Origin of the sequence: Methyloversatilis sp. NSM2 (assembly GCF_038066675.1) — a bacterium.
GTDB classification, from domain to species: Bacteria; Pseudomonadota; Gammaproteobacteria; order Burkholderiales; family Rhodocyclaceae; genus Methyloversatilis; species Methyloversatilis discipulorum_A.
This window is the reverse complement of the sequence record NZ_JBBUKV010000001.1, coordinates 129,468-151,386: the sequence shown is the minus strand read 5'-3', so window position 1 is coordinate 151,386 and position 21,919 is coordinate 129,468. Positions and strand designations below refer to the sequence as shown.

Annotated in this window: 18 protein-coding genes; 1 reads left to right on the top strand and 17 read right to left on the bottom strand. The window is 65.5% G+C overall.

Features of this window, described 5'->3' with window-relative positions:
- The first annotated feature begins 71 nt into the window (after positions 1-71).
- Entirely contained in the window at positions 72-857 is a 786-nt protein-coding gene (locus WJU27_RS00690; RefSeq protein WP_341420828.1) for a glycine zipper 2TM domain-containing protein, read from the top strand.
- A 92-nt stretch (positions 858-949) separates the two neighbouring features.
- Here WJU27_RS00690 and WJU27_RS00685 read toward each other — a convergent pair whose 3' ends face one another.
- From WJU27_RS00685 to WJU27_RS00605, 17 genes are all read right to left on the bottom strand, one after another.
- Entirely contained in the window at positions 950-2,587 is a 1,638-nt protein-coding gene (locus tag WJU27_RS00685) for a methyl-accepting chemotaxis protein (protein WP_341420827.1), read from the bottom strand.
- A gap of 124 nt (positions 2,588-2,711) precedes the next feature.
- Positions 2,712-3,848 (bottom strand): flagellar biosynthesis protein FlhB, encoded by a 1,137-nt coding sequence (flhB, locus tag WJU27_RS00680; RefSeq protein ID WP_341420826.1) that lies wholly within the window; start codon positions 3,846-3,848, stop codon positions 2,712-2,714.
- A gap of 223 nt (positions 3,849-4,071) precedes the next feature.
- Entirely contained in the window at positions 4,072-4,401 is a 330-nt protein-coding gene (locus tag WJU27_RS00675; protein WP_020165465.1) for a DUF3135 domain-containing protein, read from the bottom strand.
- 58 nt (positions 4,402-4,459) lie between these two features.
- A complete protein-coding gene (locus tag WJU27_RS00670; RefSeq protein WP_020165466.1) occupies positions 4,460-4,810 on the bottom strand; it encodes a hypothetical protein in 351 nt (116 codons plus the stop codon).
- 187 nt (positions 4,811-4,997) lie between these two features.
- A complete protein-coding gene (locus WJU27_RS00665) occupies positions 4,998-6,878 on the bottom strand; it encodes a chemotaxis protein CheA (RefSeq protein ID WP_020165467.1) in 1,881 nt (626 codons plus the stop codon).
- 138 nt (positions 6,879-7,016) lie between these two features.
- A complete protein-coding gene (cheZ, locus tag WJU27_RS00660; RefSeq protein ID WP_020165468.1) occupies positions 7,017-7,844 on the bottom strand; it encodes a protein phosphatase CheZ in 828 nt (275 codons plus the stop codon).
- A gap of 22 nt (positions 7,845-7,866) precedes the next feature.
- On the bottom strand, positions 7,867-8,265 hold the full coding sequence (cheY, locus tag WJU27_RS00655; protein WP_024300868.1) for a chemotaxis response regulator CheY: 399 nt from the start codon (positions 8,263-8,265) through the stop codon (positions 7,867-7,869).
- Positions 8,266-8,279: 14 nt separating this feature from the next.
- Positions 8,280-9,224 (bottom strand): chemotaxis protein, encoded by a 945-nt coding sequence (locus WJU27_RS00650; protein WP_020165469.1) that lies wholly within the window; start codon positions 9,222-9,224, stop codon positions 8,280-8,282.
- Positions 9,225-9,243: 19 nt separating this feature from the next.
- Positions 9,244-10,215: a chemotaxis protein gene (locus WJU27_RS00645; RefSeq protein ID WP_019917279.1), complete on the bottom strand. Its 972-nt coding sequence runs from the start codon at positions 10,213-10,215 to the stop codon at positions 9,244-9,246.
- Between the two features lie 145 nt (positions 10,216-10,360).
- Entirely contained in the window at positions 10,361-11,686 is a 1,326-nt protein-coding gene (locus tag WJU27_RS00640) for a methyl-accepting chemotaxis protein (RefSeq protein ID WP_341420824.1), read from the bottom strand.
- A 238-nt stretch (positions 11,687-11,924) separates the two neighbouring features.
- Positions 11,925-13,946 carry a methyl-accepting chemotaxis protein gene (locus WJU27_RS00635; protein WP_341420823.1) on the bottom strand — a complete coding sequence of 674 codons (2,022 nt, stop codon included), beginning with the start codon at positions 13,944-13,946 and terminating at the stop codon, positions 11,925-11,927.
- A 230-nt stretch (positions 13,947-14,176) separates the two neighbouring features.
- Positions 14,177-15,883 (bottom strand): methyl-accepting chemotaxis protein, encoded by a 1,707-nt coding sequence (locus WJU27_RS00630; protein WP_020165473.1) that lies wholly within the window; start codon positions 15,881-15,883, stop codon positions 14,177-14,179.
- A gap of 174 nt (positions 15,884-16,057) precedes the next feature.
- Positions 16,058-16,363, bottom strand: coding sequence for an STAS domain-containing protein (locus WJU27_RS00625; protein ID WP_341420822.1), 306 nt, complete (start codon positions 16,361-16,363; stop codon positions 16,058-16,060).
- A 47-nt stretch (positions 16,364-16,410) separates the two neighbouring features.
- Positions 16,411-17,487 carry a protein-glutamate methylesterase/protein-glutamine glutaminase gene (locus WJU27_RS00620; RefSeq protein WP_020165475.1) on the bottom strand — a complete coding sequence of 359 codons (1,077 nt, stop codon included), beginning with the start codon at positions 17,485-17,487 and terminating at the stop codon, positions 16,411-16,413.
- A gap of 23 nt (positions 17,488-17,510) precedes the next feature.
- The gene (gene cheD / locus WJU27_RS00615; RefSeq protein WP_020165476.1) at positions 17,511-18,140 is read right to left on the bottom strand and encodes a chemoreceptor glutamine deamidase CheD; all 630 of its coding nucleotides are present in this window, start codon (positions 18,138-18,140) and stop codon (positions 17,511-17,513) included.
- Positions 18,115-18,954, bottom strand: coding sequence for a CheR family methyltransferase (locus tag WJU27_RS00610; RefSeq protein WP_024300865.1), 840 nt, complete (start codon positions 18,952-18,954; stop codon positions 18,115-18,117). Before WJU27_RS00610 ends, cheD begins: the two co-directional genes overlap by 26 nt.
- A gap of 113 nt (positions 18,955-19,067) precedes the next feature.
- Entirely contained in the window at positions 19,068-21,899 is a 2,832-nt protein-coding gene (locus tag WJU27_RS00605) for a methyl-accepting chemotaxis protein (RefSeq protein ID WP_341420821.1), read from the bottom strand.
- Between the last annotated feature and the right edge of the window lie 20 nt (positions 21,900-21,919).

The window sequence follows — 21,919 nt, the reverse complement described above, 5'->3', positions numbered from 1 at the left end:
ACCGGGGGCGTTCCCGTTCACACCGTCGTGCGTTACTTGCACTGTCGCACCCCAGTCCCAGGAGACTACAGATGAACGCCCCGGCCCGTGCCGCTTCAGCCAGTTCGCTTCACCCCGCTCTGTGGGTGGCCGCTGTCTCGGTCACCGCCTTCAGCGCAGTCGGCATCGCCAAGATGTCCGGCTTGTTCGAGCCGGCCACGCCGGCACCGGTGGTCGCGGCCGCCGCACAGACCGGTACGACGCCGGCTCCGGCAATCCAGGCTGTCGCCGCCGCCGCCGAACCCGCTCAGCCGGTCGCCGCCACCGCTGACAAACCCGCCGAGAAGCGCAGCGAGAAGCCGGTCGTCAAGGCTGTGGCAGCGAAGAAGGTGCATGTCGCCGACGCTGGAGAGGCGGGTGCGATCAAGGTCGCGGATCGGACCTACGACTCGGGCATCGATGTCATTCCGGCGCAGCCGCGCACTGCCTACGAGCAGACGCTGCCGCGCAGCGAAGGGGATTACCGCGCTCCGGCGCCGGTTTGCGCCGACTGCGGTCTGGTCGAATCGGTACGCGAAGTGAAGGCGGCGGCCGACCCCAGCGGTCTGGGTGCTGCCGCCGGCGGCGTGGTGGGCGGTCTGCTCGGCAACCAGGTCGGCAAGGGCAGCGGGCGCACGATCGCGACGCTGATCGGCATTGCCGGTGGCGCCTATGCCGGCCACCAGGTCGAAAAGACGCAGCGCACGACCTCACGCTGGGAAGTCGGTGTGCGCATGGAAAACGGCGAGTACCGCACGGTCACGCTGGACGCGGAACCGGTCTGGCGCACCGGCGACAAGGTCAGACTGCAGGGCAACCGGCTCGTCATGGCCGACTGAACACAGGTTTCCTCCTTCCTCTCTCTGAGGACCCCTTTCGGGCACCCGCGTGGTGCCCGTTTTTTTGCCTGTTCGCCCGAGTGCTGCCCGGCTCAGGCCGCCGTGCGGAAGCGGCTCACCTCGCCCTGCAGCTGTTCGGAGAGGCCGGCCAGCTCGCTTGCCGAGCTGGCAACCGACGCCGCCGCACTGGCGTTCTCCTCGACCACCTGCACGATCTGCTCGACGCGCCGCGCCAGATCCTGGCTGGCTACGGCCTGCTCCTGCAGGCCGCCAGACACCTCACCTATTGTGCCGGCGACCCGCCGTGCGTGCGCATCGATGTCCAGCACCTTGGCCCGTCCCTGCTCGGCCGTCGCCAGACCCGCATGCACCCGCTGAACCGTGCTCTGCATGGTGCTCGACACCTCGGTCGCGCCGCTCTGGATGCGCGTCACCATATCGGTGATCTCGGTGGCCGAGCGCGCCGACTGTTCGGCCAGCTTGCGCACTTCGTCGGCGACCACCGCAAAACCCCGCCCCATCTCACCGGCGCGCGCGGCCTCGATCGCCGCATTCAGCGCCAGCAGATTGGTCTGGTCGGCGACGTCACGGATCACGTGGACGATGCGGGTGATGTGCGCCACTTCGCTACCCAGTTCGAGCGCGCGCTGGGCGCTGCTCTCGATACCCTCGGTCACCTCACGGATCTGCCCCACCATGCGGCCGATGTCGCCAGCGCCGTCCGAGGCGTGCTCACCGGCCACGTGCGAGGCGTCGCGTGCTTCGTTGCTCAGCTCGCTGACGTGGGTGATCGAGGTCGACAGCTCCTCCAGCGAGGCGGCCATCGCGGCCGCCAGTTCCGCCTGCGAATCCGAGGCGAGCCGCACCTGCTGGGTGGCGCCGGACAGGTGGGCGGCCGAGTCACCGAGCTTGCCGGTGGCCTCGCCTATCGTGCGCACCATGCCGCGCAGCGACTGCTGCATCGACTGGACCGCGCGCAATACCTGCGCGGGCTCGCTTTCGCCCTCCGGTCGCAGATCGGTGGTCAGGTCGCCGTCGGCGATCCGCCGCACCGCGGACAAGGTATGGCCGAGCTGGCTGGAAATGCTGCGCGTGATGATGAGCGAAACGACGATTGCAGCCACGATGAACAGGGCACCGGCGATCAGCACGGCGCGCGTCAGTGCATTGGCCGAGTCTTCGAGCGCCGCGATGGCACTGTCGTTGCGCAGTCGAACGCGCTCGCGCAGCGCCATCGACGCCTCATTCAGGGCAATCGCCGCCGGGCCATGCGTTGAATGCAGCAGTTCGTTCGCCTCAGTGTTGCGATTGACCAGTCCCAGGGCCAGCACCTCCTGCGAAATGCCGCGGAAGGCCTGCAGGCGCTGTTCGAGCTGGGCAAACAAAGCCCGCTCAGCCTCCTCGCTGCCAGGCAAGGCGACCAGTGCGCCGAGGCGCTTGACCGCCTCGTCGGCCTTGCCGACGTAGCCCTCCAGCTCGACACGCACCTTCTGGATCGCGGCGTCTTCGGTTTCGATGATGGCGCTGCGCGAATAGACGCGCACCCGCTGTACCGCGTCGTTCAGATCGGCGATCGCATCGACCTTGGGCTGGGTCAGCGCGCGGATTTCGTGCGCGCTGGCACTCATGCGCACCGACTGGATTTCAATGAAAACGGCCACCGCAATGAAGATCAGTGCGATCAGACCGAAGCCGAGCGCAAGACGGGTGGAGATTCTCAGGTTCTTCATGGAGAGTCCCTCAGGAGCTGATTGTGTGCATGAAACTCAATGACTTAACGGCTGCTGCACACAGCGCTTGAGGCGAGAATTCATCTATTCGACATACGGTCGGGCAGAGCCCCTGTACTGCAGGTCAGTCGCTGCCCGGGTCCATGTCTTCCGGCACCGGCAGGTCGCCGGGCATCTTCGGAATGTCGCCGCCGCGGGCAAAGGCGTCGTTGAGCTGGTACACGTAGGCCAGCACCTCGGCCACCGCGCGGAAAAGCCGCGCCGGCACTTCCTGCTCAAGTTCGCAGTGCTTGTGCAGCGCGCGCGCCAGCGGCGGTGCCTCGACCAGCGGCACGCCGTGCTCGCTGGCGACGGTACGGATGCGCAGCGCCATCTCGCCCGCCCCCTTGGCGACCACGCGCGGCGCACCGCCGCGTGCCGCGTCGTAGCGCAGCGCAACCGAGTAGTGGGTCGGGTTGGTCACCACCACGTCGGCCTTCGGCACATTGGCCATCATCCGGCTGCGCGCCATTTCGCGCTGTTGCTGGCGAATGCGCCCCTTGACGTGAGGATCGCCTTCCTGCTCCTTGAATTCCTGGCGCGCCTCCTCCTTGGTCATCTTCAGTTCGGAGTGGTAGTGCCAGAGCTGGAAGGGCACGTCGATGGCGACGATGAGCGCCATGCCGGCGACCAGCAGCAGGGTGGCCGTCATGATGAGGTCGCCGGTGGCGCTGAGCGCGACGTCGACCGGCGCACCGAACAGTGCGAACAGCTTCTCGTGGTCGCGCATGACCACCCAGGCGGCGACGCTACCCACCAATGTCGCCTTGCCGATGCTCTTGCCCAGCTCGACCGCCGCCGTGGACGAGAACATGCGCTTCAGACCGGCAGCCGGATTCAGTTTCGAGAATTTCGGTTCAAGTGCCTTCGGTGCAAAGTTCCAGCCAGCCATCAGGAAGGGCGATATGAAGGCGGCCAGCATCAGCGCGATGAACAGCGGCGCCAGCATCAGCAGGGCATCGGTGGAGCGCTCGATCAGCAGCGCGAACATCGCCGCCGGATCGAAGATCGCGCGCCGGTCTATGGTCAGGCCGTCGCGCAGCAGATTGGCGCTGCGCGGCCACATCCAGCCGGCGAGCGCAGACATGCCGGCGACACCGGTGATGGTGACGAGAAAGGTAGCCAGTTCGCGGGAGTTGGGCACCTGCCCTTCTTCGCGCGCCTTTTCCAGTCGTCGCTGTGACGCTGGTTCTGTCTTTTCGAGATCGCTTTCTTCTGCCACGTGCGCAGACCCGGTTCGCCAATGCGCAGGATGATGCGCCGGAGGGACCAGCGGCAATCGGCGGAACAGCGGCCGAAGATCACCCCATCTGCGACCGCGGTCGGGTCAGTCGTGACAGGAATGTGTGTGGAGTGGGCGGCGCGAAGCGGCAGCCCGGAGCCTGTGTCGCCAGCCCTGCAGTACGCGCCGGGCCCGCTGGAAGACCCGCCGGCAGGGGGCCGACTCAGGTCGAGCCGCGCAATCCCTGACGCAGCGAGGTCTGCAGTGCCGACGTTTCTCGGTGCAGCGCCATCAGGCGCTCGGACAGCGCAAGCAGGTAGTCCTCCATCATGCGCGACAGCTCGCGCACCGACTGATTGGGTGAGCCCGCCATCGCCCGGCTGGCATCGATGCGCACCTGCAGGTCGCGCAGAACCGCCTGCTTGTCCGGCGGGCAGGTATTGATGAATTGTTCGATCACGCGCCGTCGCTCCGCGAAATAAGTCTGGGGATCTGAATGAGCCAGTTCCTTCCAGACGTCAAAATCGAAGTCCTGCTCAGGATTTTTCGACACTCGGTGTCCTCGCCTGCATCAATCGTGCTTCGGCGATTGGAACAGACAGTGATCGATATCAGCGCGGCAGCGTTTCACGCGCCGCAACCAGGCGTGCCGCCTGCTCGACGCCCTGATAGGCGAGCTGACCCGACAGGTCCGGGCACAGCGCGTCGGTATTGACCATGTCGAGCGTGGTCTGCACCCAGGCGCGCACTTCCTGCGCGCGCATGAAGAGGCCTCGTGCGTCGGCTTCGGCGGCCTCGCCGGCGAGATTCATCGCGGTCACCATCGCCTCGTTGCCGAGCGTTTCGATCGCATCCATCAAGCGCATGATTTCCGCGTGATGGGCCTGGATGCTGGCCGCAGGCAGCATCGCGGCGGCGGGGAACGGCGACGAAATCGGCTGGATCAGGGTAGCTTCGGCCATGGTTTGACTCCCTCGGTAGCGATCGGCGAAGTGCCGGGTATGCTTTCTTATCGACCCTCGAACTGAAGTCTTTAGGGGCAGAGAGATTGCGAGGCAGACAGCCCTGAAACCCAGGCTGGAAAAGGAAAAGAGCCCGCCCGGACCAGGCCCGGGCGGGCTCCTTGAAACAGCGTTGAAACAGTGGTCGTCAGGCGGCGCGGGCGACGTGACCGATCAGGCTGGAACGCGACACACCGCGCGTATCGCCCATCGAGCCCAGCAGCTCCTTCATGTCGAGGATCAGCACGATCTGGCCGTTCGACAGCGTGGTCACACCTGCCACGCCCTTCGGACGGAAGTCGTCCAGACTCTTGATCACCGCGTCCTCGCGGCCGGCGAAGTTGTCGATCGCCAGGATGAAGGACGACTCGGCAGACTGCATCAATACGCCGTACTGCGGGTGATTCTTCTGCGGCCAGCCAAGCAGGCGGGCCAGCGGCAGCACCGGCATCACTTCGCCGCGCACCACCATGGTGGCGCGACCGCCGACTTCCTGGATGTCTTCGTGCTGGATCGGCAGGATTTCGCGCACCATCGACAGCGGCACCGCGAAGTGCTGTTCGGCCAGACGCACCAGCAGCACCGGCAGGATGGCCAGCGTCAGCGGCAGCGAGATGACGAAGGTCGTTCCCTTGCCCTGCACCGAGCGGATTTCGATCGAACCGTTCAGCTTCTGGATGTTGGTCTTCACGACGTCCATGCCGACACCGCGGCCGGACACGTCGGACACGGTGGCGGCGGTCGAGAAGCCGGGCAGGAAGACGAGGTTCAGGCTCGAACGCTCGTCCAGCGTGTTCGCTTCCTCATCGGTGATGAGACCCTTCTCAAGCGCCTTGGCACGCAGACGCTCGGCATTCATGCCGCGGCCGTCGTCGGCCACCATGATGACGATGTGATCGCCCTCCTGGCGCGCTTCGAGGCGCACGACCGACTTGCCCGGCTTGCCTTGGGCCATGCGCTCATCCGGCGTCTCGACGCCGTGATCGACCGCGTTGCGGATCAGGTGGATGATGGGATCGGACAGATCCTCGATCATCGTCTTGTCGATTTCGGTCTCTTCGCCGACCAGCGCCAGCTCGACGTCCTTGCCCAGGTTGCGGGCGAGGTCGCGGGCGATACGCGGGTACTTCTGGAACAGGCGGCCGATCGGCTGCATGCGGGTCTTCATCACCGCGTTCTGCAGGTCCGACACCAGCAGGTCGAGCTGGCTCACCGCGGCATCGAGTGCGTGCAGCGTGTCGCTGTCGCTCTTGCCGGCCAGGATGTCCGCGCGCAGCGAGGTCAGGCGGTTCTTGGTCAGGCCGATCTCGCCCGACAGGTTCAGCACCTGGTCCAGACGCGAGGTATCGACGCGGATCGAATTGTCGCGCCCCTTCTCGGCGTCGCGACGGCCGCTCGGGGCGGGTGCGCCCGGACGGTCGCCAGCGCGGCGACCGAAAGCGGCGTTGACCACGGCAGCCACTTCACCGTCGTTGGCAGAACGGGCTGCAGCCGGCTCGGGCACCGCCTGCGGGGCAGACGGCACGACGCCGGTCACGGCCTGATGCAGCGCCACCCAGTCGGGTTCGGCGCCCACCGGGGCCGGCGCGGCAGTCGCGACCGGCTTCGCCACCGGGGCAGCCGGTGCGGCAGCCTTGGCAGGCTCGGCAGTCAGTTCGCCGGCGAGCGCGGCGCGCAGGCGGGCCATCAGGTCGGGATCGGCAGCGGTGGGCTGCATGCCGCGCTCCAGCGCGCCGAACATGTCGCGCACGATGCCGGTGGCGTCGAGAATGACGTCCATCAGCACCGGCGTCACGTTCATTTCGCCGTTGCGCAGCTTGTCGAAAAGATTCTCGGTCAGGTGACAGAGGGCGACCAGTTCGGCGGCGTTCAGGAAGCCGGCACCGCCCTTGATGGTGTGGAAACCGCGGAAGATCTCGTTCAGCAGGCCGCGGTCGCCCGGGGTCTTTTCGAGATCGACCAGCTTGTTGTCCACGCCGGACAGCAGGTCGGTTGCCTCGACCAGAAAGTCCTGCAGCAGATCTTCCATTCCCTGAAAGTCACTCATCTTTCGCTCCTGTGGCGACCGGATCATCGATCCGTCCGCCCAACTGCACCTGTTGTCACGGTCCGGCAGAAACGGCGTTCTGCCTCACCGACCTTGTTGTGCGTCCATCCTTCGCCAGTCTCAGAAGCCGAGGCTTTCGAGCAGGTCGTCGACCTGTTCCTGGCTGGTCACCACGTCGCTGCGGCCTTCCGAATTGATGACCGGTCCGTTGAGCAACCCTTCCGGCGCTGCGGCGCGCTTCTCCGCCGGCATGGCTTCGATCAGCACCTGCAGCAGGCCGCTCTCCAGCTGTTGCGACATTTCTACGATTTTCTTGATGACCTGACCGGTCAGATCCTGAAAATCCTGCGCCATCATGATTTCGTTCAACTGCGCACGCGTGTCGCGGGCGAAGCCCGGCACGTCGCCGAGGAAGCCTCGCGTTTCGGTCGCCAGCGCCTTGAACTCATCGACCGACAGTTCGTTGCGGTAGAGCTTTTCCCAGCGGTCGTGCAGCGCACTGGAGCGCTTCTCGACGTCGTCCTGCAGCGGGATCGCCACGTCGGTCGCGTTGAGCACGCGACTCGCCGCGTTCTCGGTCATCTGGGCGACGTAGTTCAGGCGGCTGCGGGCATCCGGCATCTGCTGCGCCACATCCTCCAGCGCATGGTCGTAGCCGAGCTGGCGCAGCGTGTCGTGCAGCTGGCGGGCGAGATGTCCGACCTTGTTGAACACGTTTTCGCAGCTGTGTTCGAGTTCATGCGACTCGTCGACGGCGTGCGACGTGGTGTATTCGGTCGCTACGGTGTCGAACAGCGCCTCCAGGTCGGCGGAATCGCCGCCGACGCTGTTTACCGCCTCGGGTACAACTTCGAGACGCACCTTCTGCGGCGTCTCGCTGGCAATGCTGTCGAACAGGGCCTGCAGATCGTCGGAATCGCCAGTTTCGTCAAGCTTCAGCTTCTTCACGGTTTCCTCTCCCGATGCAGGCTCAAGCGGCCTTCTGGTTCATCTTCTCGAAAATCTTGTTCAGCTTTTCGCTCAGCGTGCCGGCGGTGAAGGGCTTCACGATGTAGCCCGACGCACCGGCCTGGGCAGCCTCGATGATGTTTTCCTTCTTCGCTTCGGCCGTGATCATCAGCACCGGCAGGGCTTTCAGCGCGGCATCGGCACGGATGGCGCGCAGCAGCTCGATGCCGGTCATGTTCGGCATGTTCCAGTCGGTCACCACGAAGTCGAATTCGCTGGCCTTGAGTTTCTGCAGCGCAATCACGCCGTCCTCGGCCTCGTCGACATTCGTGAACCCGAGTTCCTTCAGCAGGTTGCGCACGATGCGGCGCATGGTCGAGAAGTCATCGACAACGAGAAATTTCATCTTGGGATCAGACATGGGGCCTACCTCTCTCAGGCTTTATGTGTTGCCAGCAGCGGACGCAGCGTGTCGGCCAGTACTTCGGCATCGAACTTCGCCACGTATGCGTCCACCCCGACGCTCTTGCCCATCGCACGGTTGGCTTCCGACGACAGCGACGAGTGCATGACTACCGGTATGTCGGCAAAACGAGGGTCATTCTTGATATTGCGGGTCAGCACATAGCCGTCCATCTCAGGCATTTCGGCGTCGACCAGGATGAGGTCGATCTCGTCGGTCAGCGGAGCGCCGGTGGCCGACGAATGCGCCGCCATGCCCTGCAGCCGGGACCAGGCCTCGGCGCCGTTGGTGGCGTGCTTGTGTTTGATGCTCAGCCGGTCCAGCACTTCGGCGATCTTCTTGCGGGCAACCGCCGAGTCATCGACGAAGAACACGTTCGGCTCGTAGTTGCCGCCCAGCGGCGGTATGTCGGTGATGGCGGCCTCTCCGAAGGTGCCGGCCATGATGCTTTCGACGTCCAGGATGGACACCAGGCGGCCGTCGTCCAGTTCGGTGATGGCGGTGATGTAGAGCTGTTCGCTGGTCACCACGGACTCAGGCGCGCGTACGCGGTCCCAGTCGACGCGGATGATGCGATCGACCTCGTGCACCAGGAAGCCCAGCGTGCGCTTGCTGTACTCGGTCACCATCATGGCGCCGCCCATGCCTTCGGGCGCACCGTCCAGATTCATGATGCGCGCCAGCGACAGCACCGGAATCACGTTGCCACGCAGCGAAATGAGGCCTTCGACGCCGCCCGGCATATTGGGGGTCGGCGTTACGGTCGGGGTACGGCTGACTTCACGCACCTTGAACACGTTGATGCCGAACAGCTCGTGCGTGCCGAGCGAGAACAGCAGGATTTCCATCTTGTTCGACCCCGCCAGCTTGGTGCGGGCATCGACTTGTTCGAGCAGGTTCTGATCGGTTCTGTCCATCGTCTGTCTCCAGTCTCGTTCAGGCGGCGGCACGGTCGCCACCGTTGCCGCGGCGGATCAGGCGGCTGATCGTTTCCGCCAGACGCTGCGCCTCGAACTTCGATACGTATTCGTCGACGCCGACCGAGCGGCCCAGCTGCTGGTTGGAACCGGAGGACAGCGAGGAATGCATCACCACCGGGATGCCGGCGAAGCGCGGATCGGCCTTGATGTGCTTGGTCAGGATGTAGCCGTCCATTTCCGGCATCTCGACGTCGGTCAGGATCATGCTCACCAGATCGCCGACCTTGCGGCCGCTGGCATCGGCGTAGGAGGCGATCTTCTTCAGTTCGGTCCACATCTGCGCGCCGTTGATCGCGCTGACGTAGCGCACGCCCATCAGGTCAAGCGTGCGGGTGATCTGGTTGCGGGCGACCGGCGAATCGTCGCAGAAGAAAACGGTGGCGCCTTCGATGCCCAGCGGCTCGATGTCCTTGAACGCCAGGTCGTTGTCGATGTCCGCGGTTTCCGACAGGATCTTCTCGACGTCCAGCATCATCACCAGACGGCCGTCGGCCAGTTCGGTGACGGCGGTCACGAGGCCACCGAGATTGGCGGTCAGCATGGCCGGCGGCACGCGCATCTGCGACCAGTCCAGGCGCAGGATGGTATCGACCGACTCGACCAGGAAGCCCTGGGTGTGACCGTTGTACTCGGTCACGATCATCACGTCGCGCGGCGTTTCGCTGGGGAACTGGGCGAACTTGGCCAGATCGACCACCGGCACCAGCGCGCCACGCAGGCTCACCATGCCTTCGACGGCCGGCGGCATTTCAGGCGCCGCGGTCACCCCCGGCGTACGCATGACCTCGCGCACCTTGAACACATTGATGCCGAAGGTTTCGCGCTTGCCCGTTCGCGTATCGACGCCGAGCGAGAACATCAGGATTTCGAGCTTGTTGGTGCCCGCGAGCTTGGTGCGGGCATCGATATTCTTGAGCAACTCTGACATGTCGGCCTCGTCTGTCTGGTCAGTGGCACGAAAAAAGCGGGGGTGATGCTGGGTTTACGGCAGGGGTCGGAAAGTCTTGAACGCAAGGTGACGATGCGGTGACGGGCACGCCGACGGTCAATCCCAGTCGGCGCGCAGCCCTGCCTCACCCATCGACGACCGACGAGAACTTGCTGACCGCCTGTACGACCTCACGCGCACCGTTGCTGATGCGTTTGATCGCCTGTCCGGCGCTACCGGCCAGTTCGACGCCGCTGCCGGCTTTCACCAGGCTGGATTCCATGCTCACGATGGCGCTGCGCGTGCCATCCTGTATGCGCTGCACCATGCCGCCAATTTCGGCCGTGGACAGGCTGGTCCGCTCGGCCAGCTTGCGCACCTCGTCAGCGACCACGGCAAAGCCGCGGCCCTGCTCGCCGGCGCGAGCCGCTTCGATGGCGGCGTTGAGCGCCAGCAGATTGGTCTGGTCGGCGATCTCGCGGATGGTCTTGACGATGCTGGTGATCTGGTCCGATTGCTTGCCCAGTTCCCCCACCCGCTCCGAAGTGAGCTGCACAGTTTCCGCAATGGCCTGCATTTCCGAGGATGCCCGCTCGATGATGGCCGCGCCCTCGGTCGCGATGGCATCGGTTTCGGTGGACACACGCCAGGCAACGCGCGCGCTCTCCTGCTCCGCCAGTTGCTGCACCTTCTTTTCGGTAACGTCGACAGCGAATTTCACCACCTTGTAAAGCTTGCCGTTCGGATCGAACACCGGGTTGTAGCTGGCCTCCAGCCATACTTCACGACCATCACGCGTGACGCGCCTGAAGTCGCCTGCGACGAACTCGCCGGCGTTCAGACGCTGCCAGAAGGCCGCGTACTCGGGTGATTCCGTCAGCTCTGCCGCGCAGAAAATGCGGTGGTGGCGGCCGACAATCTCCTCCTTGGTGTACCCGACGGTCTTGAGGAAGTTGGCATTGGCGTCGAGGATGGTGCCGTCGGGGGTGAAGGAAATGACGGCCATCGAACGATTGATCGCGTTGAGCAAGGCGGTGGCTTCGCTCTCGGCCCGCACCTTGTCGGTGATGTCGCTGGCCACCTTGACCACCTTCACCACCCGGCCGTCGGCGCCCAGCACGGGGTTGTAGCTGGCTTCCAGCCAGATTTCACGACCGTCGCGGGCGACCCGCGGAAAGCGGCCGGACACGAAATCACCTCGCGCCAGGCGGGCCCACATGTCGGAATAGGACTTCGACGAGGCATAAGAGGGCTGACAGAAGCTCCGGTGGTGCATGCCCGGAAGCTCGGTCGCTGCATAGCCCATCACACGGGCGAAGTTGGCGTTCGCTCCGATCACCTTGCCGTCCGGTTCGAACTCGATGATGGCCATCGAGCGGTCGATGGCATCGATCAGTGCTTTCGCCGCAGCCGCCCGTATTTCACATTCACCGAGACGCGCTTCAAGTTGCCTGCCTTTGTTCCCGAACATGTTCTTTTCTCCCCTGTCGTCTCCAGCATGCTGGACGTATGAAGTTGCCCGGGCTCACCGGACACGGTCGGCGCAGAGCTGCGATCGCAAGGGAATAACGCCCTCAGGGTGTAAGACTTAAGTTATATCCCTGCTCGAAGTAAGGAAATTTCACGGTACCTGCCGGGCACGCACCTCGGAAAGCAGAAAAGCCCGTACCGGCAAGCCGGCACGGGCTTTTCGCGATGTTGCGATGCACTCAGACGCGGAAGCGTGCGCCCGCCTCTTCCAGCCCCATCGCCAGTGCGCGCAGGTGCTGCGCCTCGCTGGCCATGGCGGTGATGGCCGAGCTGTTCTCTTCGCTCATCTGCGCGATCTGCTCGACCGAGCGCGCCACGTCGTGGCTGGCGATGGTCTGTTCGCTGACCGATTCGGCGATGCCGGAAATGCCCTGCGAAGTCGAGGCCGCCGCGTCGGCCGCACGACCGAGCGCGCCGACGACCTGCGACAGCTGGTTGCGTGAATTGTCGATCGCCTGCACGCCACGGCGCACCACGCTCTCGACGCCGCCGGCGCGGGCATCGAGCGCGCGCGTCACTTCTTCGATCTGCTGTGCCGACACCGCCGACTTCTCGGCCAGCTTGCGCACCTCGTCGGCCACGACCGCGAAGCCGCGGCCCTGCTCGCCGGCCCGCGCCGCCTCGATGGCCGCGTTCAACGCCAGCAGATTGGTCTGTTCGGCGATGTCCTTGACCTGGCGGGTCATATCGCCGATGGCACGGGTGCTTTCGATGAAGGCGCCGGCCGCCTGCGAAATCTCGCCCACCACGTGGCCGACCGCATCCAGTTCGTGGCTCACCGCATCGATCGCATGGTGGCCCTGGGCCGCTTCTTCGCGGCTCGATTCGGCGTGGCGGCGCATTTCCGCCGCACTGTCGGACACGCTGTTGATCGACACCGACAGTTCCTCGATCGTGGCCGCCATGGCCGACGCCGACTGGCTCTGGCCGGCCGAGGCCTCGCTGATCTGCTGGGTTGCGCTGGCCAGCGCCATCGTGACCTGGCTGACCTCACCGGCCGACGACTTCACGCGGGCGATCAGACCGGACAGGCTGTCGGCCATGCTGTTGAAACTGTTGGCGATGTCGCCGAACTCGTCCTGGCTGGCGACCCGGATGCGCGCCGTCAGATCGCCTTCGGCCAGACGACGGCCACCGTCTATCGTGTGGCCGATCGCATCCTTCAGCGACGCGTACAGGCCGAGCGCCAGATAGACCGACAGCAGCAGGCCGGCGGCGAGCAGCACGCAGGTCAGCGTCAGATCGACCATCAGTCGCTCCGAATGCGCCTTGATGCCGAGGTCGGCGGTGTCGAGCAGTACGGTCATGGTGCCGACCGACGCCTCGACCGGCACCGAAGCGCGGGCAAACACCTCGGCCGGCGGCAGATCGAAGCGCTGCGCCTTCAGCGACGCATTCAGCATTTCGGCGGTCGAAGCAAAGGCGGCACGCAGCTTGTCGATCTCGGCAGCAACGCGCGGCGCGTGTTCGGGCGCGAAGCTGCGTACGCGTTCATTCACCCGATCCATCGCAGCGACGCGGCGGGCGGCCAGCTGCAGCAGCGCGCCCAGTTCGATCGCCTCGTCGGGCGTCACCGTGCCGCGCGCACTGATCGACGCGGCACGGCCGCGCAGCCGTGCCAGATTCTCGACGGTGAAGGGCGCGACGTTCACCGCGGCCTCGACCAGCGTGAAGGTATCGGGATAGGGATCGAAGCTCATGCCCGACTGATCGGACACCGAGCGGAAGTCGTTCAGCAGCGTGTCGATCATCGTCGAGTGGCGGGCAAAGTTGGCCGCGCCGGTCGAGCCGCTCATTTGCTGCCGCACCGCCGTCCACTCCCCGGACAGGCGTTCGATCTGCGCCTGCTGCACGAGCAGTTCCGGATGGGCGGCATTCAGCGCCTTCAGCGTGTCGAGGCCGCGTGCGACCTCGGCCGCCTTGGCGTCAACCTTGGGTGCCTGCGAGGCGTCGCCATTGAGCATTGCCGACGACAGTCCGCGGTGCTGCTGCACGGCGGTCATCGTGACCAGCAACGCACGCAGATACTCGGCGCCGATGTGCTCGCGTTCCATCATGCGCAGACTGTCCAGACGGGACATGGCGACGGTGGTGGCAAGTGCCGCCAGCATGGCCAGCAGGATACCCATCACGAGCATCATCTTCGGAGCGAACCGCAGGCGCGACATCAGGGCGCGGGCGGGGAAAAGCAGGGCGTTCATGGTTTCTCCTCGGTCGGCCGGGGCGCGCGGCACTGCGTGCATTGGCCGGATACGGTGTCGAGGCGGGCTCCCCGGGGTCGACACCCCTTCACGACCCGCCTGAGTCAGTTACGGCAGCGTGATACCCGGGTTGAGGAGACTTTCTGCAATGCAGCATTCATTTGACGTGAATCAAATGCAACGGGGCGCCCGCAGGCGCCCCGTCGTCCTTACCGCGTGCAGGCGGCGGTTCAGGCCGCGTAGCCGATGCGGAAGCCGCCCCATTGCCGACCGCCGACGAAGATCGGTGCCGAAATGTCGTGCACCACCTCGCCGGTGTCGCGGCGATAGGTCTGGATCAGGAAAGGCTGGCTGTGCGCACCGCAGCGACGTCCGACCGGGTCGTCGAAGATGCGCTTGGTGCGGTTGCCGGCGATGTCCTTCTTCTCGTCGCCGGTCAGCGGCTGCGAGAAGCGCTTGTTGTGCGTCGGGAAATAGCCCTTGCGGTCGACCGCACCGGCGTAGATCAGGCCGGCGTGCCGATCGAGCAGCGGTTCCTGGATCGCCGGGAAGAGTCGGTCCGTCAGCGCGTCGAACTTGGTGCTGTACTTGGTCGGCTTGGTACCGGCGATGGGCTGGTAGTTCTCGTCGAACAGGTCTTCCATCCTGATTTCGCCGCGCTTGACCGCCGCCTCCAGGCAGGCACCGATCCGCTGCGCCGCATCGGCCACGATGTCCGGCATGCGGGCATGCGCAGCCACAGCCTGTTCGCCGTAGCTGCCGAGACGGAACACCTGCGACAGCTCGGCCAGATTGCTCGACAGCACGTCCAGCCGCGACGCCTCGGCGGCGGTCGAACTGGACACCTCGCGATTCGATTCCGCCATCGCGAAAATGCGCTGCACGTGCTGCTCGACCTGTTCGCCCAGCGCCCGGTTCTGACGCATGGCTTCGACCGTACCGCCCACGCGCTCCAGCGTCGCGTCGGCACATTCGCGGATGCTTTCCAGCGTGGCCACCGCCTCGCTGGTCAGGTCGGCGCCGGTGCGCGCCTCGACCGCGCTGGCGCGGATGACCGAAGCGGCGTCGGCGGTTTCGCGCTGCACGGCGGAAATCATCGAATGGATCTGACCGGTGGACGCCGCCGTCCGCTCGGCCAGCTTGCGCACCTCGTCGGCCACGACCGCGAAGCCGCGGCCCTGTTCGCCGGCACGTGCCGCCTCGATGGCCGCGTTCAGCGCCAGCAGATTGGTCTGGTCGGCGATCTCGCGGATCACCTGCACGACCGAGCCGATCTCCTCCGAGCGCTTGCCCAGATGTTCGATCTGGCGCGCGCTTTCGGACACGCTGCCGGCAACGCGCGCCATCTCCTCGGCGACGCGACTGACCACCTGCGCGCCCTTCTGCGACAGCTCGCGCGATCGGGTGGCATCGTCCACGGTGCCGGCGGCCGCTTCGGTCGCCGTCTCCATGCTCATCTTCATGTTGCCGACGTCGCCGCTGGCGGCCTGCGAGGCAGCGCATTGCTGCTCGGCCGAGCCAGCGACGCGCTCCGCCCCCTTGCCGAGGCCGCTGCAGGTGTCCTGCAGGCGCTGCGAGGTGAACAGCATCTTGGCCATCGCCGCGCTGAACTCGGTGACCAGGCGGTTGTAGCTCTCTGCCAGTCGCGGCAGCGCACCGCCGCCACGCGCGTCGAGACGATAGGTGAGATCGCCCGACATGCGGGCTTGTTCGAGACCGGCGACCATGGTTTCGAGCGGACGCTCGAACATCAGGACGGCCGTTGTGCGTGCAATGAAAGCCCCCGTCGCGGCCAGGGCCGCGGCAATCAGTGCGCCGCTCAGGGTGAAGGCCGATGCGCTGTACGCGTAAAGGCCGAGGTGGGTGATCAGCAGTGCGGAAAAAAGGCCCAGCCAGGGCAAAATGCTGCGCGTCGCTGCGCGCTTGCTTGTTGTCATCGTTCCTCTCCTGTCCGGTAAGGGTCTTTCCGCGTCGCGCAAGCCCCATCGCCCGCGCGGCATGGTCGGACCCTGGGCATCGTGTGCCTGTCCGTGGTGAAGAGAGTTACGACCTGAAGCGTCCGAACTTGAGACGCTTGGCGTGGCAAGGCCTCGGCTAAGGTCCGGCCAGCCTCAGGTGATGGTGAACAGCTTCTGGAAATTGGCGACCTCGATGACCTGGCGTACCGGCGCACTGCAGTTCACGAGCCGCACCACGCAATGGGCGGCGCGTGCCTTGTCGCGCAGCATCAGCAGCATGCCCAGGGCCGAGCTGTCGAGATAGGTCACCGCAGAGAGGTCGATTTCCAGCGTGTCGATGGCGTCGCCCGCCATCATGCGCTCGGTGGTTTCACGGAATGCGCGATGCGAAGAGAAGTCGAAGCGGCCACCCAGCGCGATGCGGGCAAGTCGGTCGATGACGGAGGTGCGGATTTCCATGCGTGGTCTTGATCAGTGAGTGGTTGAATGAACGACGCGGCGACGGCTCATCCGTGAGCCGCGAGCCGGCGCCCGCCCTGCAATGCGGCGACTATGCGCTCGGCCACCTGGGTCAGTGGCGCCACCTCGCAGCAGGCGCCGATCTGCGCTGCCTCGCGCGGCATGCCATATACGACGCAGCTTTCCTGGTCCTGCCCTATGGTCCATGCGCCAGCGCGGCGCATGGCCAGCATGCCCTGCGCGCCGTCCTTGCCCATGCCGGTCAGCAAGGCGGCGACCGCACTGCCGCGAGCGTGCTGGGCAGCCGAATTGAACAGCACGTCCACCGCCGGCCGGTGCCTGTTGTAGGGCGGCGTCTGCAGCAGTTCGCAGACATAGCCGGTGCCACTGCGGCGGATTTCCAGATGCGAATGCCCGGGCGCCAGATAGGCATGGCCGGGCAGGATGCGCTCGCCCTGCTCCGCCTCCTTGACGCGGACACGGGCCAGCGAATCGAGGCGGCGGGCGAAGCTCGCGGTAAACATTTCAGGCATGTGCTGCACCATCACGATGCCCGGCATGTTCGCCGGCAGGCGGCACAGCACTTCCTTGATCGCTTCGGTGCCACCGGTGGAGGCGCCTATGCAGACGATGCGGTCGCCCCAGGCCGACGTGGCGGCGGCGGGCGCTGGCCGGGCAGCAGCAGCGGGCGCGGGCTCGGCCGGCGCGGCACGCAGCACTTTCAGTCGCGCGCCGTAGGCCGCGCGGATCTTTTCGTGTATTTCCTGCGCGTAGCTGACCGGCAGCCCGGCCAGCGATCCGCGCGGTTTGGCCACGTAGTCGACGGCGCCCAGTTCGAGCGCCTGCAGCGTCGTTTCCGATCCCTGCGCGGTCTGGCTTGAAATCATGATGACCGGCATCGGGCGCAGCCGCATCACCTTGTCGAGGAATTCCAGGCCGTTCATGTTCGGCATTTCGACGTCCAGTGTGAGCACGTCGGGCGACGTTTCCTTCACCTTCTGCCGGGCCACCGCCGCGTCGGGCGCCGTGCCGACGACTTCCATGTCGGGCGCCTGATTGATGATCTCGGTCAGCACCGCCCGCATCACCGCGGAATCGTCGACCACCAGAACCCTGATCTTCATTCCATGCTCCTCCGTGCCCCCGATCAGGAGAACAGCTCGATGTCGCCCGAGGCGTCGTCGCGGGCGAGTCTTTCCTGGTACTCGCGTTCGCGGCGCGCCAGCGTATCGTTGTTCACGCGGGCAAGCTTCTTCATCAGCACACGCCCGGCGTGCGGGAAGAAGTAGATCTTCCGGGCATGACTGTCCAGCAGATCCTGCGCCAGCACCGGAATACCCTCGTTGGCCAGATAGTCGAGCACGAAATCGGCATTGCGCTCGCCGACGTTGGCATTGGCCAGCGTTGCCATCACGCGCCCACCACCGAACACCTTGGCCTGCAGCGCCGAGCGACGTGCTCCGGCCTTGATCAGTTCGTTTACCAGCAGTTCCATCGCGTAAGCGCCGTAGCGTGCCGAGCGGCTCATCACGCCGCTGCCGGCGTCCGGCAGCATGAAATGATTCATGCCGCCGATGCCGCGCTCTGGATCGCGGATGCAGGCGGCGACGCAGGAGCCGAGCACCGTCACCAGCAGCATGTCACGGGTGGTGACGAAGAACTCGCCCGGCAGGATCTTGACCGCCTCGCGCGAGAAGTTGCGGTCGTAGTAGCGCTGCGCCGCCTGATGCTCGATCAGGCCGGGGCCATGGCTATCGACCGCCGTCAGCGCGCGCATATACCGTCCTACCCAGATTGCGGAACAGGTCGACCGCGTGCGAGAAGCTCTCCGAGTGGCCGGCAAACAGCAGCCCGTCGGGTCGCAGCAGCGGTACGTAACGCTTGAGGATGCCGTACTGCGTGGGCTTGTCGAAATAGATCATGACGTTGCGGCAGAAGATGGCTTCCAGCGGCCCGCGCACCGGCCAGTTCGGTTCGAGCAGGTTCACCCGGGTGAAGCGGATCAGCCGCTGCAGTTCCGGACGCACCCTCACCTCGCCGGAACGGCTGCCGGTGCCGCGCAGGAAGTATTTGCGCACCAGTTCCGGTGACAGCTTCTCGATGCGCTCTTCGCCATAGACGCCCGCCTGGCCCTGCGCCAGCACCTGGGTGTCGATGTCGGAGGCGATGATTTCGACTGGCGGCGTCATCGAGCCGTACAGCTCGCAGCAGGTGATGGCGATCGAATACGGTTCTTCGCCGGTCGAGGCGGCGCTGCACCAGATGCGCGCGTTGGGCTTGCCCAGCTTGGTCAGGTGCTGCTTCAGCAGATCGAAGTGGTGGGCCTCACGGAAGAAGGAGGTGAGGTTGGTCGTCAGCGAATTGACGAAGGTTTCCCATTCGGTCCGGTCGTTGCGCTCCAGCCGGCGGATGTAGTCGGCAAAGGTCGCATCGCCGGTGGCGCGCAGCCGGCGGGCCAACCGGCTGTACACCATGTCGAACTTGATCGGCGACAGCGAAATGCCGGCGTACTGGTGAATCATCTTCGCGATGCGATCGAAGTCCTCACGCGTGAAGCTGAACTCGCGCGTGCTGCCGGTCAGTGTCTTCACTTCGGACAGCTGGCGCGTGATCTGCGCCGCGTTGTGCGTAGTGGTGCTTGCCTTGCTGCCTGTGTTCACGATGCAGATTCCATGTGGAACGACGATTCAGTGACTGCCTGCGTTCAGAACTCTTCCCAGTCCTCTTCGGCGAGGGCCGCCTGCGCCGTCGGCGCAATGCGCTTGACCTTGCCCAGCGCACCGCCACGCGAACGCGGCAGCACCGGCTCGCTGTTCGCCGCCTCGCGCGCCGCCTCGAACGACGCGGTCACACGACCGCCTTCGTCCAGCTTGAACTGGCCCACCGCGCGCATCAGCGAACGCGCCTGCTCTTCCAGACTTTCCGCCGCCGCCGCCGCCTGTTCCACCAGCGCCGCGTTCTGCTGCGTGACGCCATCCATCTGGCTCACCGCCTGCGTCACCTGCGCAATCCCCGACGACTGTTCCTGGCTCGCCGACGCGATGTCCGTCACCAGACCCGTTACCTGACGGAAGCTGTCGACCACCTGCTCCATCGTCGCGCCCGCCTCGGCCACCAGCTTCGCGCCGCCATCGACACGCTCCACCGAGTCGGCGATCAGACCCTTGATCTCCTTCGCCGCCTGCGCGCTGCGCTGCGCAAGGTTGCGCACCTCGCTCGCCACCACCGCGAAGCCCCGACCCTGTTCGCCCGCGCGCGCCGCTTCCACCGCCGCGTTCAGCGCAAGGATGTTGGTCTGGAATGCGATCGAGTCGATCACGCCGATGATGTCCGCGATCTTCCGGCTCGAGTCCTGGATGTCCGACATTGTCAGCACCACCCGCTTCACCGTCTCCGCACCGCGCATCACCGCCTCGTTGCTCTGATGGCCCAGCTGGTTCGCCTTCTGCGCACTTTCCGCGTTCTGCTTCACCGTCGCGTTCAGCTCTTCCATCGAACTGGCCGTCTCTTCCAGCGAGCTCGCCTGCTCTTCGGTGCGCGAACTCAGGTCCGCATTGCCCGCCGCAATCTCCCGCGCCGCCGTGTTGATCGCTTCGGTCGAATCCTTGATCCGGCCCACCACTTCGCGCAGCTTGTCCACCGTCGTGTTCGTGTCGTCCTTCAGCTGGGCGAAGGTGCCGGCGTATTCGCGCTCGATCTTGCGGTTCAGGTCGCCACTGGCCATTGCGTTGAGCACATTGGCGACATCGCTCAGACCGTCGGAAACCTGCTGCACCAGTCCGTTGAGACCTTCGGCCAGCTGGCGGAAGAAGCCCTGCTTGCCCTCCACCGTCAGGCGCTGCGAGAAATCGCCTTCGCCGGCGCTGCGCACCAGATCGGTTACCTCCTTCTCGATCGCCACCTCGTCGGTACGGTCCAGCCACTCACCGACCGAGCCGAGGCGCTGGCCTGCGGCATTGGTGATCGGGCTGGTGGTGAGCTGGTAGAGGCGACCGCCGATGACGATCTCGCTCCTCACCGTGCTGGACAGCGAGGCGAGGCGGCGACGCGCCGCTTCCGGATCGTCGTAGAACACGGTGATGTCGCTGCCGATGAAGCGCTCGGCCGAAAACTGCGGCAGCTTCCTGCGGATGTCCGCTTCGGTGCGGCGCAGCGTGTCGATCAGCGTCTTGTTCGCATACAGCACCTTGCCATTCGGATCGGCGATGCGCACATTGGTGGTGACCGAATCGAGCGCCTCGCGGATGCGCAGGTTCTCGTCGGCCACACGGCGCTCCTCGGCCATGTCGGCGCCGAGCTTGATCTTCATCGTCTTCATCGCGTCGAGGATGGCGACCATCTCGTCGCGGCGCGTGGTGTCGACATCGACGTCGAGCCGGCCCTCCGCCATGCGGCGGACGATGGCTTTCACGTCGGCGATCGGCCGCAGTATCGAGCGCAGCAGCAGCCAGGCGCCGACCGCTGCGATCAGCACGCCCACGGCGAGCAGCGCCGCCATGACGGCGAAGGCCGACGACGATTCGCTGCGCACGTGCTCGATTTCCTCTCCGGCGACGCGGATCTGCAGATCGACCAGTTCGCTGATCTTGCCGGAGATCGGGTCGATCACCGGATAAAGGTCCTGCACCGTGTAGGCGGTCAGCGCCGCCATGTCCTTGTTCGCCATGATGGCGGCCAGCCGCTCGATCGACGCGTCGGCGGTCTTCATCAGCGGCACGGCCTGATCGACCAGCGTCTTTTCCTCCGCCGTCATCTGGCTGGCGCGGTAGCTGTCCCAGTTCTTTCCGATGGCATCGCGCGCCTGCTCGAGATTCTTGCTGCCGGCGGCGAAGTCGATGTTGCCGTTGCGCACCTTGTGCGCGGTATCGACGATATTCACCGCGTACATGTCGGCAACCACCTTGAGTTGCTGGGTCGGCACCACGCGATCGTTGTAGACCACCTTCAGGGTCGCTTCGTTGTTCTGCAGCGCCCGCATGCCGGTGGCGGCTATGCCGGCCATCGCCAGGCCGAGAATGCCGACGATGGCGAACATGCGCGCCTTGATGCTCAGATCGGCAACAAGACGTGTCGGCGAGAAACCGCTCCGGACCACCACGCCGTCGCGGATTGCCAGCCCCTTTGCCTGACCTTCGCGGAAAGCACGGTAGGTGCTCTCGGCCGCGGCGATCTGCTCGCGCGAGGCGCGTGTGCGCACCGATATGTAGCCGGTCACGACGCCGCTCTCCAGCAGCGGCGTGGCGTTGGCGAGCACCCAGTAGTGATCGCCGTTCTTGCAGCGGTTCTTGACCAGACCGGTCCACGGGCGCTCCGCCTTGAGGCAGCGCCACATGTCGTCGAAGGCTTCGCGCGGCATGTCCGGGTGGCGCACGATGTTGTGCGGCTGGCCGACCAGTTCGGCCTCGTCGAAGCCGCTCACTTCGACGAAATCACGGTTCGCGAAGACGATCCGGCCCTGCAGATCGGTACGCGACACGAGATTGTGTCGCTCGGTCAGTTCGACCTCACGCCCGGTCACCGGCGAATTGTTGCGCATGACGTACTCTCCTGCCTCCC

What these genes read in the sequence shown, in the direction of transcription:
- WJU27_RS00605 (WP_341420821.1), bottom strand. Translation starts at nt 21,899, where the DNA reads ATGCGCAACAATTCGCCGGTGACCGGGCGTGAGGTCGAACTGACCGAG.
- WJU27_RS00670 (WP_020165466.1), bottom strand. Translation starts at nt 4,810, where the DNA reads ATGGCCGAAGCTACCCTGATCCAGCCGATTTCGTCGCCGTTCCCCGCC.
- WJU27_RS00630 (WP_020165473.1), bottom strand. Translation starts at nt 15,883, where the DNA reads ATGACAACAAGCAAGCGCGCAGCGACGCGCAGCATTTTGCCCTGGCTG.
- WJU27_RS00620 (WP_020165475.1), bottom strand. Translation starts at nt 17,487, where the DNA reads ATGAAGATCAGGGTTCTGGTGGTCGACGATTCCGCGGTGATGCGGGCG.
- WJU27_RS00645 (WP_019917279.1), bottom strand. Translation starts at nt 10,215, where the DNA reads ATGTCAGAGTTGCTCAAGAATATCGATGCCCGCACCAAGCTCGCGGGC.
- WJU27_RS00690 (WP_341420828.1), top strand. Translation starts at nt 72, where the DNA reads ATGAACGCCCCGGCCCGTGCCGCTTCAGCCAGTTCGCTTCACCCCGCT.
- cheD (WP_020165476.1), bottom strand. Translation starts at nt 18,140, where the DNA reads ATGCGCGCGCTGACGGCGGTCGATAGCCATGGCCCCGGCCTGATCGAG.
- WJU27_RS00625 (WP_341420822.1), bottom strand. Translation starts at nt 16,363, where the DNA reads ATGGAAATCCGCACCTCCGTCATCGACCGACTTGCCCGCATCGCGCTG.
- WJU27_RS00650 (WP_020165469.1), bottom strand. Translation starts at nt 9,224, where the DNA reads ATGGACAGAACCGATCAGAACCTGCTCGAACAAGTCGATGCCCGCACC.
- WJU27_RS00640 (WP_341420824.1), bottom strand. Translation starts at nt 11,686, where the DNA reads ATGTTCGGGAACAAAGGCAGGCAACTTGAAGCGCGTCTCGGTGAATGT.
- cheY (WP_024300868.1), bottom strand. Translation starts at nt 8,265, where the DNA reads ATGTCTGATCCCAAGATGAAATTTCTCGTTGTCGATGACTTCTCGACC.
- WJU27_RS00665 (WP_020165467.1), bottom strand. Translation starts at nt 6,878, where the DNA reads ATGGAAGATCTGCTGCAGGACTTTCTGGTCGAGGCAACCGACCTGCTG.
- WJU27_RS00685 (WP_341420827.1), bottom strand. Translation starts at nt 2,587, where the DNA reads ATGAAGAACCTGAGAATCTCCACCCGTCTTGCGCTCGGCTTCGGTCTG.
- WJU27_RS00635 (WP_341420823.1), bottom strand. Translation starts at nt 13,946, where the DNA reads ATGAACGCCCTGCTTTTCCCCGCCCGCGCCCTGATGTCGCGCCTGCGG.